The sequence below is a fragment of the Flavobacterium sp. Leaf82 genome (assembly GCF_001422725.1).
GTDB lineage: Bacteria > Bacteroidota > Bacteroidia > Flavobacteriales > Flavobacteriaceae > Flavobacterium.
On the sequence record NZ_LMMA01000010.1, the window covers coordinates 21,299 to 39,896 of the forward strand.

The window sequence follows — 18,598 nt, forward strand, 5'->3', positions numbered from 1 at the left end:
TTAAAAAAAAGCAGGATGAAAAACTTAAATACAGTGATTTTAGGAATTTTATTTTTTTTTATTACAGGATTTCGTTTGCATGCTCAAAATGACAAAATGAAAACGGAAATTCTGGAAATCATAAAAGATAAAAAATTTGATATCGGAATATCCGTAAGAAATTCCAAAGGAGTCGAAATCTTTGGTCATAAAAGCAATGAAAAATATAAGATGTATAGCGTATCAAAGTTTTTTCTTGCGTTAAAAGTTTTGCATCTTGTTGATAAGAAGACATTATTACTTAATCAGAATGTTTCATTTGCAAAGAGTGATTTAAAAGCGGGACTATTTAGCCCGCTACGAGATTCAAACCCCGAAGGCATTACAATTACTCTTGAAAAAGCATTGTATTATATTGTAAATCAGAGTGATAATAATGTTTTTGATAAATTAGTGGATCTTTCGGGAGGTATTGAAAGTTTAAATTCTTACATAAGTTCCTTTACCAAAAACAAGAATAGTTTTTTTATGAGTGCACTTTATAGAGATAAGGAAGGGACAATTGGTAATAACGTCGTTACACCGGGTTTCTCAAGTCTTTTATTGTATAAACTAATGAAGAACAAAATAATTTCTATAGAGAGCAAGAATATTTTACTGCCTCTTTTAGAAACATCAATTAATAATAAAAGAATTCAGGCACTTGTACCTAAAAATTTGAAATCATTTCATAAAGGAGGTACTTCAGACAGGGTAAATAATGTTCTAATCGCATCAAATGATATTGGAATTGTTTACCTAAACGAAAAGAAAGATTTTTTTACAATAGCAGTATTCATTTCAAATTCATTAGAAGATGATGCAGTTAATGACGCAGTAACAGCCAAAATTACTGAAATAACAAGAAATGAATTAAGTAACAGATAAGATTTATTACTATGAACGATTTTTTAAAGGCTTTAGAAGTAAAAGGGATAAAAATTTCTAAAAAAGGAAATGATTTATCGATAAAATGCTATAATGATACAAAGTTAGATGATGACACTATTAGTCTGATAAAAACAAAAAAAACAGATATCCTTAAATATTTTGATTCAATTCCAGATAAAAATATTCCGGCTGTACCAGTTCAGGATTCTTATTCTTTAACTTCTTCTCAACACAGAATGTGGGTTTTAAGTCAGTTTGAAGGAGGATCCCAGGCTTATAATATTTCTTTTGCGGCAAAAATTTCAGGCCTGCTGGAGAAAGAAATTATTGAGCAGTCATTTAAGCATCTGGTGGAGAGACATGAGATATTAAGAACTTCTTTCAGATTTGATCCTGTTACAGAAACGGCAAGGCAATTTATACAAAGTACAGACGAAATTAATTTGGATTTTGAGTATTTTGATTTTTCTCATTTAGCAGATAAAGAAGAAAAAATTAAAGACATAATTTCAGATAATAACGCGGTTCCGTTTCAATTAGAAAATGCACCTTTATTCAAAATATGTTTATTTAAGACCAGCGAAAATGAAAGTATATTTTTTATTGTTATGCATCACATTATTAGTGATGGATGGTCTGTAAAAGTATTGTTTTCAGAAATCTTTTATATTTATAATTGTATAAAGAATAATCTTCCAATTCAGTTACCAAAACTGGATATACAATATAAAGATTATACTTCGTGGGTTCATGAAGCATTTCGAACAGAAAAATATAAAAACGCAGAAATCTTTTGGCTCGATCAGCTACAAGGCGAAATTCCAATTCTGGATTTATCTACTAAGAGTAAAAGGCCTGCTATTCTGACTTTTAATGGCGATTTTATAGCGAATGAATATTTAGGAGAATTACCACGAATGTTAAATGAAATAGCAAGAAACAACAATGTTTCTTTGTTCATTTTGCTGGAAACAGTGGTTAAAGTTTTATTATACAGATATTCAGCTCAAAAGGATATTATAATTGGCACTCCCGTTGCCGGAAGAGAACATCCTGAATTAGAAAATCAGATTGGATTGTATATCAATACTATAGCAGTTCGATCGCATTTTGATGATGAAAATAGTTTTGTTGATTTATTAAGCAAAGAGAAAACGATTTTGTTGAATGCATTACAGAATCAGCAATATCCATTTAGCGATTTGGTTTCTAAGCTTGATTTGATAAGAGACCCTTCTCATTCGGCTTTGTTTGATGTAATGGTCCTTTTACAAAATCATAAAAAGACAAATCAAAATCAAATTAATCTAAATGATTTTACGATTGAGCCGTTTGAATTTGATAAAACAACTGCTCATTTTGATCTGACATTTACTTTTGAGGAATCTGACGACGAATTAACTTTAAAAATTGAATACAATACAGATATCTACACTGAGTTATTTGTGCAAAAAATATTTACTCATTTCGAAAATATCGTTAAAGTTATATATGCAAACCCTTCCGTTTTAATTGAAAAAATTGATTATCTGAGCCCTTCAGAAAAAGAGCAGTTGAGTTCAATGTTTGATAATTCAAATGTTAGTTACCCTTCAGAGCTTACGATCATTGATATTTTTGAAGAGCAGGCATCTAAATATCCTGATAATATTGCTGTTGTTTTTGGCAATGAAACGCTCACCTATAAAGAACTAAATGAAGCCTCGAACCAGCTTGGGGCTTATTTGAGAGAACAATACCAAATTGCTTCAGATGATTTGATATGCATGAGTATGCAGGCAAGCCATCGAATGGTGATCAGCATTCTTGGAATCTTAAAAGCAGGCGCAGGTTATGTACCAATTAATGTTGATTTTCCGCCTGAGAGAGTCAATTATATTATAAAAGATACCGCATCAAAAGTGGTACTGGATGAGAATGAGTTTGAAAAATTTGCCTTGGTTCAGGATACTTATTCAAAATCGAATATTCAAAAAATCAATACACCCGATAATATTGCTTATCTGATCTATACATCGGGAACCACAGGAAATCCAAAAGGGGTCATCATAGAGCACAAAAATGTAACGCGATTACTTCTCAACGATGCGGATTTATTTGATTTTTCAGCTAATGATGCCTGGACAATGTTCCATTCCTACAGCTTTGATTTTTCGGTTTGGGAGATGTATGGCGCCCTTTTCTTTGGAGGAAAATTAATTGTCATTGCAAAAGAAATGGCCAAGGACCCGAAGCTATTCCTGAATTTATTAATCCAGGAAAAAGTAACGGTACTAAACCAGACGCCTTCGGCATTTTATAATTTAATTGCACAGGAAGCAGAAAACGCTAATACTGATTTATCGCTTCGTTATGTGATTTTTGGCGGAGAAGCACTGACCCCCAGAAAATTAAAAAACTGGAAATCCCGTTATCCGCAAACCAGACTCATCAACATGTATGGTATTACCGAGACCACAGTGCATGTTACCTACAAGGAAATCATGGATACTGATATACAATACAATATCAGTAATATAGGAAAACCCATACCTACACTTTCAGGCTATGTTTTAGACCAAAACCAGCAGCTTGTTCCCATAGGACTCATTGGAGAGCTTTATGTTGGAGGTTTAGGTGTGGCCAGAGGTTATCTAAACCAGGAAGAGCTGACCAGACAAAAATTTATTGAAAACCCATTTGCGAAAGGAGAAAGATTGTACAGATCCGGTGACCTTGTGCGTATTTTAGCCAATGGAGAGATGCAATATGAGGGAAGAATCGATGAACAGGTAAAAATCAGGGGATATCGTATTGAACTTGGCGAAATCGAAAGTGCTATTTTAAGCGTTCCAAAAGTCAAAGAAGTTGCTCTTTTAGTCAAAGAAGATGCCTCACAGCAAAAAAGCATCTTTGCTTATGTAACCACGCAAAGCAGTGTTACGGTAGCAGATTTTAGAGGAGCACTAAGCAGCATTCTTCCGGAATACATGATTCCGTCTTCGTTCATTGAACTGGAAAGCATGCCTTTGACGGTAAACGGAAAAATTGACAAAAAAGCGCTTCATAATTTAGGAACCAATAATACTAATATCGGTACACCATATACCGCGCCGACTAATGAAATTGAAGAAAAACTGGTTTTAATATGGCAAAAAGTATTGGAAAAACAGGAAATAGGTATCCATAATACGTTTTTTGAATTAGGAGGAGATTCCATAAAAGTACTTCGAATTATTAATGAATCCAGAAAAGAACTGAACCTGGAGATTTCGGTTGCCGATATTTACAGAAACAATACCATAAAATCACTGGCGGATTATATCGCACTTTCTCACGATGATATGCTTGAAAACATGGAGCAGTTAAAGCAGCGAGAACTAAAAGTAAGCAGTGAACTCGAAGGACTTAAGCAGCGCATTTTGAGCTCTGAGAAGATAACTGACCTTGAAAATATCGAGGATGTTTATCCAATGAGTGATATAGAAACCGGTATGGTTTTTACCTCTTTGTTTAACGAGATACCGGGCGTATACCACGACCAGTTTGTATACACCAACAGGTATGCAGAATTTGAAATGGCAAGGTTTGAGAAAGCATTATCATTATTAACTGCGAAACATGAAATTTTAAGAACCGGTTTTAATATAAAAGATTTTGGGGCAGAGGTTCAAATCGTGTATAAAAAAGTAGATTTCAGGATTTACAGTGAAGATATTGCATCGCTGGCTTCATCTGAGCAAGAACAAAGGATAAAGGATTACCTGAGAAAAGAAGTCGAAACGCCGTTTGAATTTTCAAAAGCGCCGTTATGGAAAATGTCCGTTTTTTATGCCGGTGGCGATAAAGTAATTTTTGTATGGCAGTTTCACCATTCTATTTTAGACGGATGGAGTAATGCCTCTTTTATAACAGAACTTAATAATTTGTATTTAAAATTAAAAGATACACCTGATTTTTTACCCGAGAAATTAAAATCGAGTTACAGGGATTTTATTTTTCAAAATGAAATTGACAAGAATGATGAAACTGTAAAATCTTTTTGGATCGACGAATTATCGGAACACACCCGTCTTGATATTTTCTCTGACGAAGATTTTGCTGAACCCCAAGCATTCTCTTTCAGCCTTGATAAAAAGCTGACAGCCCATATCAATGCGCTGGCCAAGGAAATGGATGTAACGGTAAAAGCGATTTCTTTTAGCGCGTTTGCATGTTTGATGAAAATGCTAAACTATAATGCCGAGGTTGTTGTAGGAATGGTAGCCAATACAAGACCCTCAACAAGTGAGAGTGATAAGATCCTGGGATGTTTTTTAAATACAATACCGTTAAAAATAAATGTTGACCAGGATTTGCAATGTCGTGATTTTATACAGAATGTAAACGATAAACTGATCAAAATAAAGAAATTTGAAAAATTGAGCCTTGCCGGGATTTCAAAGATACTCAATCATAAATCAGATCAGGGGAACCCGTTTTTTGATATGGTTTTTAATTATATTGATTTTTACATCTACGATGAAATAAAAGACGAATCGGTTAACAATAATGAGCAAGCAGAGAATCAAAAGGAGGTTTCGAGTAACGAGCTCACCAACACTTTTTTTGATTTTAATCTAAGTGCAAACCAGGACAGTTATTCCATAGCCCTGCACTCAAGGAGAAAATTGAAAAGCGGTTTATCGCTGGAGAAAATTTCAGAGCTCTATTTTAACATCCTTGATTTTATCGTGAAAAACCCGCAGCAATTACTGGAAGATATCCATACTATAAGTAAAAGTGAAAAACAATTACTGGATAGTTTTAATGTTGTTGAGCCTTATTTTAATGTGGATAAAGGCATACTGGAGCTTATAGATGAACAAGTAAAAATCAATCCTGATAAAATTGCGATTCAGCATTATAATCACAAGATCGACTATAAAGCACTTGATACCCAGACCAATCATCTGGCGGGGTACCTTATCAATACATTTGAGGTAAAAGAAGATTATTTATTTGGCGTCATGATGGATCGTTCTGTCAATATGATGGTATCCATACTGGGAATCTGGAAATCTTCCGGCGCTTATGTTCCGCTTGATAAACAAAACCCAGATGACAGGATACAGCAAACCATTGAAGACTCAGGTATAAAAGCACTTTTGATAGATGATTCGGTTTCTTTGGATCAAATAGAGAAATTAAATTTATCAATACCGGTTATTCATCTTGATCAGATGAAAAGCATCATTGAAAACAGTACAACAGCTGCTATTAATATAAAATCAAACCCTGACAGTCTTGCTTATGTAATCTATACTTCCGGATCTACAGGAAAACCCAAAGGGGTTATGATTGAGCACTGGGGAATGGTAAATCATATTGGTGCGAAGATTGTCGAGATGAAGATGGATCAAAATAGTGTAGTGGCGCAAAATGCTTCCCATACTTTTGATATTTCGGTGTGGCAGATGTTTTCAGCACTGGCTTTAGGAGGGACCACTATTATTTACGATTATAATTTTATTACTGATATTGTAAAATTCACAAAAAGTATAGATTCAGATCAAATAACAGTTTTAGAACTTGTTCCCTCTTATTTTAATGAGATACTTCACAATCTTGAATCTTTATCGTCACCTTACAAGTATGAAGCATTAAAAATATTGATTTTAAATGCAGAAACACTATTGCCGTCAATGGTAAAAAGATGGTTTGATTTGTACAGGGAAATTCCAATTGTCAATACCTACGGCGCTACGGAGGTTTCAGATGATATGTCACATTATATCATGTATGAGTGTCCGGATTATAAAACCGTTCCGGTAATGAAGCGTCCTATCCAGTATTTTGATTTATATATCGTAGACAGGCATCTTAAGCAAGTTCCGGTTGGGGTTATGGGAGAAATCCTATTGGCAGGACCAGGAGTTGGAAGAGGATATTTAAACAAAAAAGAGCTTACCGAAAAATCATTTTTGAAAGGACCAATAGAAGGATTAACAGCAAAAGAACGCATTTACAGAACAGGGGATCTTGCAAAACTGCTGCCGGATGGTACTATGGAATTTCTGGGTAGAATAGATACACAGGTAAAAGTAAAAGGACATAGGGTAGAATTAGGAGAAATAGAACTTGCCTTTAATGATTTTCCTGATATAAAGGAAGGCGTTATCATTGATAGTAAAAATACAAATGGCGAGGTTACGCTTGTCGCTTTCTACACTTCTGAAAACGAAACAGATGCTCAGAAGATAAAAGACTTTTTAAAAGAAAAATTACCGGTATATATGGTACCGTCTTATTTTGTTCGGTTAGAGCGTTTTCCATTAACCCCAAATGGAAAGATTAACAGAATAAAATTAAAAACCCATGAAGTTAAAATTGATACTAATGCAAATTATGTGGAAGCAGAAACTGATTTGGAAAAAGAACTGACCGAATTATGGAAAAAAACATTTGGTCTGGAAAAAATCAGTTTAGAGGACAACTTTTTTGATTTGGGAGGTGATTCTTTTAAAGCCATCAGGCTTGTTTCATTAAGCGATAGTTATACAGTGCCGGATTTGTACAGAAACCCAACAATAAGGGAACTGGCCAAACATATTAAAGAGAATAAAAAATCAAATGATTTATTGACCAAAATGTTAGACGTCAAAGAAAAGGCTGAAGTTACAATCATTGGAATCCCAAATTCAGCAGGTGATCCTTTGAGTTTTAGCAAAACTGTTGAGTTTATTGAAAAAGATTCGACAAATATCAACTTTTACGGCTTGAAATTACCAAGAACTGATCCCGAGGAAGGTCAGGATATGCTGGATATGCTTTATAAATTAAGTGAAGATGTTGTTCGGGAAATTCAGGAAAAAGTACATACACCAATCATTATTTTCGGACAATGCAATGGTAATGTCTTGGCCATAAGTATTGCAGAGATTCTTCAGCGCATTAATTTTAATGTAGAGGCGATTTGTATTGGAGCAATTTTTCCGCGTACCAGAAAAAGCTTGGGATTTGGTAAACGAAATAATTCTGAAGTAGTCAAATTTCTTACTTCATTGGGAAGTACAATTCCAACGGATCCACTAGATCAGGAATTTTTCATTAAAAATTTCAGGTATGACAGTGATTTGGCGGTTGCAGGTTTTAACCATTATCTAGAAGCAACAAAGAAAAGAAACCGATTTGATAAATTCAGAATGCCGCTTCATTTTATAACAGGCAGCATTGATCCGATTACAAAAGGATACAAAAGAAAACATAAAAGATGGCATCTTTTTGCAGAAACAGTTGATATAAGTGTTATAGAGAATCATGGACATTATTTGCTTCGTGATGCTCCTGCAGAATTAGGAAATATATTGGTGAATATTACAAATAAGAACAGAAAAACAGTAAACATTGAATATGAAAACGAAAACAAGTAATTCCAGTCTGATTTTTACTCATGTACCAAGAAGCGGAGGAATAACATTGAATAGTATTTTAAAAAATAATTTTCCTTCTGACAAACAGTATTCATTTTACATTGAAGAATTTCAGGGAAGTGGAGAAAAATCTTTAAATAAATTTGTTAGCCTTCCAATTGAAGAAAAGAAGAAAATTATATTGTTAAATGGGCATACAAATTTTGGTTTACATGAGTTTTATGATACTCCTTGTACGTATACAACCTTATTTAGAGATCCTGTTACAAGAATACCGTCTTATTACAATTATATTTTAAAGCACAATATTCATTATTTGCACAATATGGTTATTAAGAACAGAATGACACTAAAAGATGTTCTTGATTCTAAAATCAGTATCGAGTTTGATAATGGACAGGTAAGACAAATTTCAGGTTTTAAAGATGTTAAATATGGCAAATGTGATTCTCTAATGCTTGAAAAAGCTATTGAGAACCTGGAGAAACATTTTCCGGTATTTGGACTAACAGAGAAATTTGATGAATCCCTGATGTTGTTTCAAAAATATTTTAATTTCAAGTCGCCTTATTATACCGTTTTAAATGAATCTTTAATCAAAAATCCGTCGCCGCCCTCACAGGAAACTATAAAGTATATCACAGATTCTAATTACTTGGATGTACAATTTTATGAATATGCATTAGAGAAATTTAAAAAATTAATAACGGATTATGGTGATAATTTTGAAAATGATCTCAAAAATTTCACTAAAAAAAATGATAGATTAAATAATCTAAAAATTGGAAAAAAACATTTTGGTGTACAGCTGTGGCAAGCCTATGTAAGGTTTGAAAGTAGAAATAGAAGTAAAGTATAAATTAATAAAGAGAAAAAAAATGATAAAGAGCTTGATTCATTCCATGTTAGTTTGTCCTGATTATGACAGACCTTATCCCTCTATAACTCATGCAGAAGGAATATATTTATATGATACAAATGGCAAAAAGTATATTGACGGAACATCCGGAACTGCTTCGGTTTCAAGTTTCGGTCATTCTATAGAAGGAATTTCAGATGTTGTAAAAAATCAGATGGATAATGTTGCATTGATTCCAACACATACTTTTACATCAGAAGTGGTTGAAAACTATTTAACCAAATTAGTAAATTTTGCTCCTGATGGGTTTAGTCGTGCCTGGACAGCATCGAGTGGGACAGAAGCTGTTGAGCAGGCATTAAAAATGGCATTGCAATATCATCAGATAAGAGGAGATAAAGATAGATACAAAATAATATCCCGATGGGGAACATACCATGGTAATTCTGTTTTTACTTTAGATGTTGGTGGTATGGCTTTAAGACGAGCTGTATATGAAAAGTGGATGAATAATTTTCCGCATATACCACCATCTTATCCTTACAGAAAACCAAATGAAATGTCTGATGAGGAATATGCAATAATGAGTGCCGGTGAATTAGAGAAATGTCTCTTAGAAACCGGGCCAGAGACTGTAGCGGCATTTATTGCTGAACCGGTTGTTGCCGCTGCATTAGGCGCTGTTGTTCCTACGAAAGGTTATTTTGAAGAAATTAGAAAGGTTTGTGATAAATATGGAATTCTCTTTGTTGCAGATGAAATTCTAACCAGTTTTGGACGATTAGGAACTAATTTCGGGATGGAAAGATTTGGAGTAACACCAGATATTATAGCTGCTGGAAAAGGTATAAGCGGTGGGTATTATCCACTTTCTGCTGTTATTGCCCATGAAAAAGTGGCTTCAGAATTCGAGAATAGAAAAATCCCTTTTCTGGGTGGCCATTCTTTCGCCTGTAATCCTGTTGGTGCGGCGATTGGAAGTTTTATAATTGATTATGTTCAGGAAAATAATATAGTTGAAAACAGCTTTAAAATGGGAGAGGTTTTTAAGGAAAAACTCCAACGCCTTTATCGTCATGAAATAGTTGGGGATATTCGAGGGATGGGATTATATCTTGGAATTGAATTTGTAGCAGATAGAATAACAAAAATGCCATTTGCAAAAGAATTAAATATAAGCAAAAGAATAGTTGATAAAGCATTCGAAAAAGGGGTTGTTATTTATTTAGGCAAAGGATCCTTTGATGGTTTATCAGGTGATCATATCACAATTTCTCCACCATTGATTATAAATGAAGAGCAGATAGAAGTAATGGTTCAGGCTATAGATTTAAGCGTAGCCGAAGTATTGGAATCTATTTCAAAAAGTGTGAGTTGATTTTTTCTTTATGAATCTGCTAATTTTTATGGCAATGAGTAAAAATATATTCATTTATTTTTATTAGTTATATTTTGATTATTAATGTTTTAAATGTTTTTAATTAATTCAATAGATTAAGGTAATATTTGATCTGTTGAATTAATCAAAAAAAGAAAACTCAGATTATAAAAAATTGAATTTAAAAAATCGTAATGGCAAAAAATAAATATCATAATTATGGAATTAAAAAATATTAGCTGTCATGAATATACACTTAATAAAGAAAAAAGGTGTAAAATTAAAAAGCACAAGTCTATATTAATTTGGCTTACAGGTTTATCAGGTTCAGGTAAAAGTACAATAGCAAATGCTTTAGAGATAGAATTTTTCCGAATGAATATTCATACTTATACACTTGATGGGGATAATGTAAGGAGCGGATTAAATAAGGATCTTACTTTTAGTCCTGAAGACCGAAGCGAAAATATTAGAAGAATTGCCGAAACATCAAAGTTAATGCTTGATGCAGGATTGGTAGTTATTGCTGCTTTTATAACACCTTATGCACGAGACAGGCAATTGGTAAAAAATATTATTGGCTTTGATGAAGTAGTCGAAATTTTTGTAGATACCCCACTTGCAGAATGTGAAAGAAGAGATGTGAAAGGACTCTATAAAAAGGCAAGGGCAAATGAAATTAAAAATATGACAGGAATTGATTCTCCTTATGAAAATCCCGTTGCACCAGATATCACGGTCAATACTCTTGAAGAATCGCTTATAGATTCTGTAAATAAAATAATCGAATTTACAATGCCTAAACTTACTTTGAATACAGAAACCTTAAATCAATTAGTACACTAAAATCAAAAAAACTAAAAAATAATTTAATCTGAAAATATTATGAACTCACTGGATATAAAAGACTTTCCTGTAGAGCAATCTATAGTGCAAAAAGGCATGGTTATATATGAAGTTAATAAATACTTAATTTTATTTGGCGTAAAAACATCTATTTATTTTGGTAATTCTGCCGAAGTTATAAGTATCAATAACATTAATTTGTCACAAAATGCTTCGATGAAATTAAGCTACTTATTAGGGAGTTTAAATTTTTTTAATGATTTTTTATGCAGTCGAATACTCTTAGATGATATAAACATTGAATTTTTAATGAAAAATTTAAAAATTCTTACAGTTTTGATAAATCTTCTGGAGCATGAAAATAATGTTAATGTTTTAGAAAATATTATTGATGAAATGAATAATCAAAGAATTGAACTTCGAAATATATACATGCAACTGTAATTGAACACGCTATTTAATAATATTACAGGTAAACTTATATAGATTATTTTAAAGTAGAAAAAAGTTTTTGCTGATCTGTTTATATTATTAGATAATGTTCCTGATTAATTTTTGTTACATATAAACATATTTTATAAAAGGGATTGAAAAGATTTTTTTTTAAAACATCTTCTATGTTTTAAATTATATGCTACTTATTCCTAAAACTTCATTTTGAGTTTCTGGACAATTCTTATTTTTCAATCTGACTTAAAAAGATAAAAGATTCATAAGAACAAATAGTAAATACTAACTTATTTATTGCTAATTGTTTGAAATCATAACGCTAAAGTCCGTAATTTTTATACGAAAACCCCGTAATTTTTAGATAACTCTTACAGTTAATTTAGCCCAAAAACAGTAATATCTAACATCTTAAATTCAATAATTATGTGGAGTTAAAATATTATATAATATTTTAACTTGAATTTAAGTATCTGTATATTAGTTGTTAAACGAAATTTTTAATTATGATTTCGAACAAAATGCTGATAAGTAAAGATTCTAAAATAAATGAGTTAGTATAGTTTAGTTATTCTTCATTTTTCAACAAAAATATTTTGTCAGAAGATGTCATATTGGATAATAAGATCAATATCAAACTTACATTTTAAATGAAGATATGCAGGAAATAATTTCAGTTTATAAAAAGACCAAAGTGCAGTTTTGCTGATAGCAATGAAATGTAAAATTTATTGATAATACGTTTCGATCCTCCCCAGAAAGAATCTATTTTCAAGGGAAGAAAAATTAACACCTAATTTTTAAATTGAATTAAAACAAATCTCCAATATCATCATCAAAAAATTAGTAGACAAAGCAATAACTATAGTTAATATTATCAAATGTGTGAGTTTACATTAAAAAAGTCAGACAATTAAAAAATTAATAAAAATTAATAAAAATCCAATGAAAATACTAGGTATAAAATCAAGTCATGACGGTGCACTAGCGTTAATCGATAATGGAAAATTGATCTTTTCATATGAAATGGAAAAATTAAATAACAATTTTAGGCTAGCCGATTTTAATTTGACTTTTGAAGAAATTGAATCTATACTAAATAAATATAATTATAGCTTTTCTACTCTGGATCATGTCGCTATAGATGGATGGAGAAATGATAAAGAAGAAGTATTAAAATTAGAACAAGAAGACGAAATTACGATTTTAAAAGATCTTGAGCTGTCAAAGGATTTTTTTATTGATTTAAAATTAGCCAAGTATGGCGCTTTGTTGTCAGAAACAGATGATGTGCTAAAAGTCTGCAATGCGAAAATTGATGCTCTAAATTTATCTTACTCAAGTTATATGCACGTTTCTGGACATATTTTTAGTGCTTACTGTACAAGTCCATATGCAAAAAATAATGAAGATTCATATATACTATCGTGGGATGGAGGTATGGTTCCTCAATTGTTTTATTACGAAGCAAAAGATAAGAAGGTAATAAATTGCGGTCCTGTATTTTTAATGTTTGGTGGTGTATATCCTGATTTTGCTTATGAATTTACTCCATTTAGTGAAAAGAGAAAAGACCATTCTATTTCAGGTAAACTGATGGCTTATATAGCATTAGGGAATAAAAATGAGGAATTGCTACAGCATTATTTCAGAATTTACAATGATTTGGAAGCTAATGTAAAATCTGAAATTAATATTAAAAATGTGAACTGGGTTACGGAGCAATTCAAGATTCAGTCTAAAGAAATATGCATATCAATGGGATTAAGTAGTGAAGATGTGCTATGTACATTTCATATTTTTCTTGAGAACCTATTGATCGAAAAGTTAAAAGTTTTGGTTGATAAATTTCCTTATTCTAAATCAAATTTTTGCTTTGTAGGTGGATGCGCTTTGAGTATAAAATGGAATAGTAAATTACGTAATTCAGGAATTTTTGATACGATGTGGGTTCCGCCTTTTCCAAATGATTCAGGAAGTGCCATTGGTGTGGCTTGTTGCGTTATGATGGACAAAACTGATACAACTATTCTGGATTGGAACGTGTATAGCGGTCCCGGAATTATTGAAAATATAGAAGAAAATGATACGTATTTATCCAAGTCGTTTTCTGTAAAAGCACTTGCTGCGCTTTTGCATGAAAAAGACGAACCTGTTGTAGTGCTTAATGGCAGGGCAGAACTAGGTCCAAGATCATTAGGGAACAGAAGTATCATTTCTCCGGCAACGAATCAAAAAATGAAAGGACTTCTAAATAAAGTAAAAGGTAGAGAGTTTTACAGACCTGTTGCACCAATTTGTCTTGAAGATGATGCACCAAATGTCTTTTTTCCCGGAAATCCTGATCCATTTATGCTTTTTGAACATACAGTAAGAGAAGATTGGGATAACAGAGTTCCTGCAATTGTTCATTTGGATGGAAGTGCCAGATTACAAACGGTGAACGAAAATGAAAATAATGTGATTTACGAATTACTATCGGAATATAAGAAATTAAGCGGGATCCCTTTATTGTGTAATACCAGTGCAAACTTTAATGGTAAAGGATTTTTTCCTGATTTAAAAAGTGTAATGGAGTGGGAAAGTGTCAATTATTTTTGGTGTAACAACAAACTTTACGAGAGAAAAGAAAAAATGGATTTATACGAAAATCTATAACTATTTAATATTGTCTTGAAGTACTTACAGAAATATAAAAACAGTATTCATAATCCTGAGGTTAAAATATTAAATGTATAATTATATAGTAATTAACTATTTAACGGGTTTTGTGATTGAAACAAGCAAAGCATAAATAATAATAAATATATTCAATTTCTGAAAATATGAAAGATTTATATTCTATTGGTAAAAATCTTAATCAAGATAGAAAACAAGAACTAATATCTTTGGATAAGGAAGGATATCTTGTTTCTGAACAGTATTGGCTTGATCAGTTCAAAGGTGATATTCCGGTTCTGGATTTACCTCTTTTTAAAAACCGACATTTAATTCACACTTACAACGCAAACTGTGTTACATACAGTTTTGCAGATGATTTTCTTGAAAAAATAAAAGTTTTTTCTCAAAAACAGCAAACGAATCTGTTTACAATATTAATGGCAGGCGTTAATCTCTTGTTGCACAAATATACCAAGCAAGAAGATATTGTAACTGGTACAATCATAACAGGCAAGGATGATTTTGATCTTCAAAGTGACTTATTGTATGTGAATATGTTAGCGATCAGGACTCAAATTGATAAAGAAAGCAGGTTTGCAGATTTTTTGCAGATTCAAAAAAAAATATTAGCGAATGCATTTGAGCATCAGCAATATCCTTTTAACGAACTAAAGAATCAATTGAATATCAAAAAAGACAATTATTACTCCGGACTTTTTGATGTATTGGTTGTTTTAAAAAGTGAAGAATCAGAGATAAATACCAAAAACAGCTATGATAAATGGCAGGAACATGATTTTAAAGACCATGTTTCGGATATTACTTTTAGTTTTGTTGAAACGGAGAATTTGGATTTGAAAATTGAATATAATTCAGATTTGTATGAATTCGAAATCATAAACAGAATGTTTGGTCATTTTGAAAAAATCATGACCAGCGTAATGGCTGATAATAACATCCTGATAAAAAACATTGAATACGTTACTGAACTGGAAAAGCTGGATTTACTAAGCTTTAACAGCATTATTAAACACCAAAACCCAAACCATATTATTCTTGACCTGTTTAAAGAGCAGGTTGAGAATAATCCTGATGGTGTAGCTGTGGTTTCTGATGGGATTAGTTTGACTTATAGTGATCTGGATCAAAAATCAAATCAGCTGGCTCATTATTTAATCAGTCAGGGAATAGAAAAAAATCCAAATATATTACTGTGTTTTAATACCGTTATGGATAAATCCATAATAGGAATATTGGGAATAATGAAATCAGGCGGCGTTTACATACCTGTTGATTCTGATATTCCTGAAGATAGAATTTCGTATATTATAAGTGATACGAAAGCTAATTTTGTAATTAGCAACCGGTTTGATTCCGTTGTTTTTAGCGACAAAAACATTGAAATAATCGGATTAGACAGTCATCATGAAGATTGGAATCTAATGTCAAAAACAGCACCCGCTGTTGTAGTAAATCCTACTGATCTGGCGTATATAATTTATACTTCTGGAACTACCGGAAATCCTAAAGGGGTAATGATAAGTCACGAGAATTTATCGGATTATTTTATTGGATTGAATGACAAAATTGATATTGAGAAAAATAAAGTCAATTGCCTAATGTCGACATTGGCAACTGATTTAGGAAATACAGTTTTGTACAGTTCATTGATTTATGGAAATACACTGCATCTTTTTTCCAAAGAAAAATTACGTGATTCCTTGTATCTGCATGAGTATTTTGCTGAAAACCAGATCGATTGTATAAAAATAGTAGCTACTTATTGGAAATCACTTGAATACGATGATATGGTATTGCTGCCAAACATCATGATAATTTTTGGCGGAGAAGAGCTTTCTAACGTAATCATTGAGAAGATTAAAAAGGTAAAACCTGAAATACGTATCATCAATCATTACGGACCAACAGAAACCACGATAGGTAAATTACTGCATGAAGTAAAAGATAATAGTATCGGAAAAAATGTACCTATTGGTAAACCTTTCTCTGATACGAAAATTTATGTAGTGGATGAAAATTTAAATTTAAGTCCAAAAGGAATTTGGGGTGAACTTTTAATTGGTGGTAAAGGTGTTTTTAAAGGGTACTTAAATCAGCCTTCACTAACGCAAGAAAAGCGTATTATAAACCCGTTTCAGGAAGAGCAGGGACATTTATACAAAACAGGAGACCGCGTAAGAGTGAATTTAAACGGTGAAATTGAATTTGGATCCAGATTAGATAATCAGGTAAAAATTCAGGGATACAGGGTTGAATTAAGCGAAATTGAAGCCATAATTAGTCATCAGGATTATGTAAAAGAATGTACCGTTACGATTGTTGACAATGCAAATTCAGATAAAATACTTGCTGTTTACCTGGTGGTAAAAGAAGGATATAATGAACAAAAGTTTAAGGAAAGTCTGAAAAAAAGTCTTCCAATGCACATGATTCCTTCTATAATTGTTGAGTTGGACAGCATTCCGATTACCTCAAACGGAAAAGTAGATAGGAAGAAATTGCCTGATGTAAATTTACAAAAGATAACATCAGTTTTTGTTGGTCCCGAAAATGATTCTCAAAAGAAAGTTATTGCAATACTGGAAGAAATCTTTAATAAAAAGCCTATTTCTATAGATGACAATTTCTTTGAATTGGGAGGAGATTCAATAAAATCAATTCAGGTAGTTTCACGTTTAAGTCAAAGTGGTTATCTTCTTACTTTGGGAGAAATAATCAAGAATCCTGTTATTAGGGATTTTTCTGAAAAATTAAAAATAAAGAAAATAGTCCAAAGCAAAGAGGATATGTTTTCTGGAGATATCCCGCTTTCGCCAATTCAGAAATTGTTTTTCGAAAAAAAGAAAGGCGATTATAATCACTATAACCAATCAATTATTTTAACAGGGGAAAAAATTGAGGAAGAAAGCATTAGAAAAGCGCTTGATGAACTAATTCAATATCATGATACTTTAAGAATTAAGTTTAAGAAAACTGACCAGCAATGGACACAGTATTATGGTTCTGCAGAGAATGTATATCAGTTTTCGAGTGCTTTTTACGATAATGATAATGATTTTATCGAAAAAAGCAAGTCATACAGCAAACAGCTAAATATAGAAAACGGGCCTTTGATACAGATTTGTTTGTTGAAAAAAGAAAATCACGACAAGCTTTTATTTATTGTACATCACTTATTGGTTGATGGGGTTTCGTTTAGAATTCTTGCGGAAGATTTATCTAATTTATATAATAAATTTTTGCATGATACCCATTTTGTAATATCTCAAAAAGGTAGTTCATTAAAAGAATGGCAAACTAAACTTATCGACTATTCTAATAAATTTAGTTTGATTGGAGAGAGTGTATATTGGGATAACATCAACAATAAAACTTTCGACAGATTACAGATTAATTCATCAAATGAAAAAAATACAATTGCCGAAAGGTCAAAATGCCTCATAACACTAGATGAAAATAAAACGCAGGATTTAATTACTAAGTGTTATAAAAAACATCAGACAGAAATTAACGAAATTTTGATTACGGCTCTTGCGCTGACTTTAAACGAAAGTTTTGGGATTAACAGAATTTTGTTAGCTCTGGAAGGGCATGGCAGAGAAAATATTGGATATGACCTGGATATCGCTAGGACTATTGGATGGTTTACTTCTATATTCCCAGTATATATTGACTTAGAAGGAAAAAACAATCTCGATGTTACAAATACTTTATTAGATATTAAAAACAATCTTAATTCGATTCCAAACAAAGGAATTGGCTATGGAATATTGAAATATTTAAAAAAGGAGGACTTCAATACAGAGCCGGAAATAACGTTTAATTACTTAGGAGATTTTGCTTCGAGTATCAGTAATAATTTAAATAATGACCTTTTTAAAGAGATCGAGTTCGTTTATCAGGATGCTTCTGAAAAAAGTCAGTGCAACGACATCCTTAACTTTACAGGAATTATAAAGAATGGAAAACTAGAGATTTACATCAGTTTTAATAAATTTCATTTTACTATTCAACAAATTGAAAAGCTGGCACAATCCTATAAAAAACATTTAATACACATAATTACAGAACTTATATAATTATTAA

At 31.9% G+C, this 18,598-nt stretch carries 8 protein-coding genes; all 8 read left to right on the forward strand.

Annotation, left to right across the window (positions count from 1 at the left end; translation table 11 throughout):
- Window positions 1–15: 15 nt before the first annotated feature.
- The 8 genes from ASF10_RS08285 (at window position 16) to ASF10_RS08320 (ending at window position 18,591) form a co-directional block, all read left to right on the forward strand.
- A complete protein-coding gene (locus ASF10_RS08285; RefSeq protein WP_056247583.1) occupies window positions 16–906 on the forward strand; it encodes a serine hydrolase in 891 nt (296 codons plus the stop codon).
- Between the two features lie 11 nt (window positions 907–917).
- Window positions 918–8,300, forward strand: a complete 7,383-nt coding sequence (locus tag ASF10_RS08290; protein ID WP_056247584.1) for a non-ribosomal peptide synthetase — start codon at window positions 918–920, stop codon at window positions 8,298–8,300.
- A complete protein-coding gene (locus tag ASF10_RS08295; protein ID WP_056247587.1) occupies window positions 8,281–9,159 on the forward strand; it encodes a sulfotransferase family 2 domain-containing protein in 879 nt (292 codons plus the stop codon). Before ASF10_RS08290 ends, ASF10_RS08295 begins: the two co-directional genes overlap by 20 nt.
- A gap of 19 nt (window positions 9,160–9,178) precedes the next feature.
- Window positions 9,179–10,537 carry an aspartate aminotransferase family protein gene (locus ASF10_RS08300; protein ID WP_056247628.1) on the forward strand — a complete coding sequence of 453 codons (1,359 nt, stop codon included), beginning with the start codon at window positions 9,179–9,181 and terminating at the stop codon, window positions 10,535–10,537.
- 219 nt (window positions 10,538–10,756) lie between these two features.
- Window positions 10,757–11,383: an adenylyl-sulfate kinase gene (gene cysC / locus ASF10_RS08305; RefSeq protein ID WP_056247590.1), complete on the forward strand. Its 627-nt coding sequence runs from the start codon at window positions 10,757–10,759 to the stop codon at window positions 11,381–11,383.
- A gap of 39 nt (window positions 11,384–11,422) precedes the next feature.
- Entirely contained in the window at window positions 11,423–11,827 is a 405-nt protein-coding gene (locus ASF10_RS08310) for a hypothetical protein (protein ID WP_056247592.1), read from the forward strand.
- Between the two features lie 948 nt (window positions 11,828–12,775).
- Window positions 12,776–14,488 carry a carbamoyltransferase N-terminal domain-containing protein gene (locus tag ASF10_RS08315; protein WP_056247593.1) on the forward strand — a complete coding sequence of 571 codons (1,713 nt, stop codon included), beginning with the start codon at window positions 12,776–12,778 and terminating at the stop codon, window positions 14,486–14,488.
- Between the two features lie 167 nt (window positions 14,489–14,655).
- Window positions 14,656–18,591, forward strand: coding sequence for a non-ribosomal peptide synthetase (locus ASF10_RS08320; protein ID WP_056247595.1), 3,936 nt, complete (start codon window positions 14,656–14,658; stop codon window positions 18,589–18,591).
- The last annotated feature ends 7 nt before the right edge of the window (window positions 18,592–18,598 follow it).

What these genes read in the sequence shown, in the direction of transcription:
- ASF10_RS08285 (WP_056247583.1), top strand. Translation starts at nt 16, where the DNA reads ATGAAAAACTTAAATACAGTGATTTTAGGAATTTTATTTTTTTTTATT.
- ASF10_RS08290 (WP_056247584.1), top strand. Translation starts at nt 918, where the DNA reads ATGAACGATTTTTTAAAGGCTTTAGAAGTAAAAGGGATAAAAATTTCT.
- ASF10_RS08295 (WP_056247587.1), top strand. Translation starts at nt 8,281, where the DNA reads ATGAAAACGAAAACAAGTAATTCCAGTCTGATTTTTACTCATGTACCA.
- ASF10_RS08300 (WP_056247628.1), top strand. Translation starts at nt 9,179, where the DNA reads ATGATAAAGAGCTTGATTCATTCCATGTTAGTTTGTCCTGATTATGAC.
- cysC (WP_056247590.1), top strand. Translation starts at nt 10,757, where the DNA reads ATGGAATTAAAAAATATTAGCTGTCATGAATATACACTTAATAAAGAA.
- ASF10_RS08310 (WP_056247592.1), top strand. Translation starts at nt 11,423, where the DNA reads ATGAACTCACTGGATATAAAAGACTTTCCTGTAGAGCAATCTATAGTG.
- ASF10_RS08315 (WP_056247593.1), top strand. Translation starts at nt 12,776, where the DNA reads ATGAAAATACTAGGTATAAAATCAAGTCATGACGGTGCACTAGCGTTA.
- ASF10_RS08320 (WP_056247595.1), top strand. Translation starts at nt 14,656, where the DNA reads ATGAAAGATTTATATTCTATTGGTAAAAATCTTAATCAAGATAGAAAA.